1 protein-coding gene is annotated in these 1,091 nt (G+C 71.0%); it reads right to left on the bottom strand.

Annotated elements, in window-relative coordinates; genetic code table 11:
• On the bottom strand, positions 1-1,058 hold a 1,058-nt coding region (locus AB0N02_RS47355; protein WP_363961777.1), incomplete at its 3' end, for an NAD(P)/FAD-dependent oxidoreductase.
• Between the last annotated feature and the right edge of the window lie 33 nt (positions 1,059-1,091).

The following is a 1,091-nucleotide window of genomic DNA, read 5'->3' as shown; positions in this document are numbered from 1 at the left end:
GCCATCTCGGCGATCGCGTCGGCGTTCTCCTTGCGCCGCTGTTCGTACAGCGGCAGGGCGCGGGCCCAGGAGCCGCCGGTTTCGTCCAGGCATTCGTCGAGCACGGCGACGTCCTCGAAGCCGCAGTTGGCGCCCTGGCCGTAGAAGGGCACGATCGCGTGGGCCGCGTCGCCGATCAGGCCGATGCGGCCGTCGGTCTGCCAGGGGGTGCAGTAGACCGTGCCGAGCAGGCCGACCGGGTTGTGCTGGTAGTCGTCGACGAGGGTGGGTGCGAGTGGTACCACGTCGGGGTAGTGGGTGCGGAAGTGGTGTTCGACGGCGGCCGGGCTGCTGAGGGAGGCGAAGCTGCGGGTGCCGCCGGTGGGCCAGAACATGGTGCAGGTGAAGGAGCGGTCGGGGTTGGGCAGCGCGATCATCATGGAGGTGCCGCGTGGCCAGATGTGCAGCGCGCCCGGGTCCAGTGCGAACTCCCCGTTCACGGCCGGGATGGTCAGTTCCTTGTAGCCGTAGTCGAGGAAGTCCAGGGTCTCGGTGATGCCGCGGTGGGCGAGCAGTTGTCCCCGTACCGCGGAGCCGGCGCCGTCCGCGCCGAGTACCACGCCGGCGCTCGCCTGGACCGGGCCGTCCTCGGTTTCGAAGGTCATGGTTGCGGTGGCCGGGTCGAGGCCGGTCAGCCGGTGGCCGAAGAAGACCTTCACGCCGGGGGCGGCCTCGGCGGCGTCCAGCAGGGTGTTGTTGAGCGCGCCCCGGCTGATCGAGTTGATCGCGGTGGTGCCGTCGTGGCTGTAGGGCTGGAAGTCGAGCGGGCCGTTGACGGGGTGGATCATCCGGCCGCGCATCGGCAGCGCGTCGGCCATGATGCGCTCTTCCAGGCCGATCCGGCGCAGCGCGTCGCGGCCGCGTTCGGAGATGGCCAGGTTGATCGACCGGCCGCGCTCCGGGGTGCCGGTACGGGGGTCGGGGCGTCGTTCGTACAGGGTCACGTCCAGGCCCCGCCGGGCGAGGTAACAGGCGAGCAGGCAGCCGGTGAGTCCGGCGCCGACCACGGCCACGGTCATCGGGCCACGCTCCTTAGCACGAGGTTCGCACGG

The organism is Streptosporangium sp. NPDC051022 (assembly GCF_040683035.1).
Classification (GTDB): Bacteria; Actinomycetota; Actinomycetes; order Streptosporangiales; family Streptosporangiaceae; genus Streptosporangium.
This window is presented reverse-complemented; position numbering and strand designations above follow the sequence as displayed.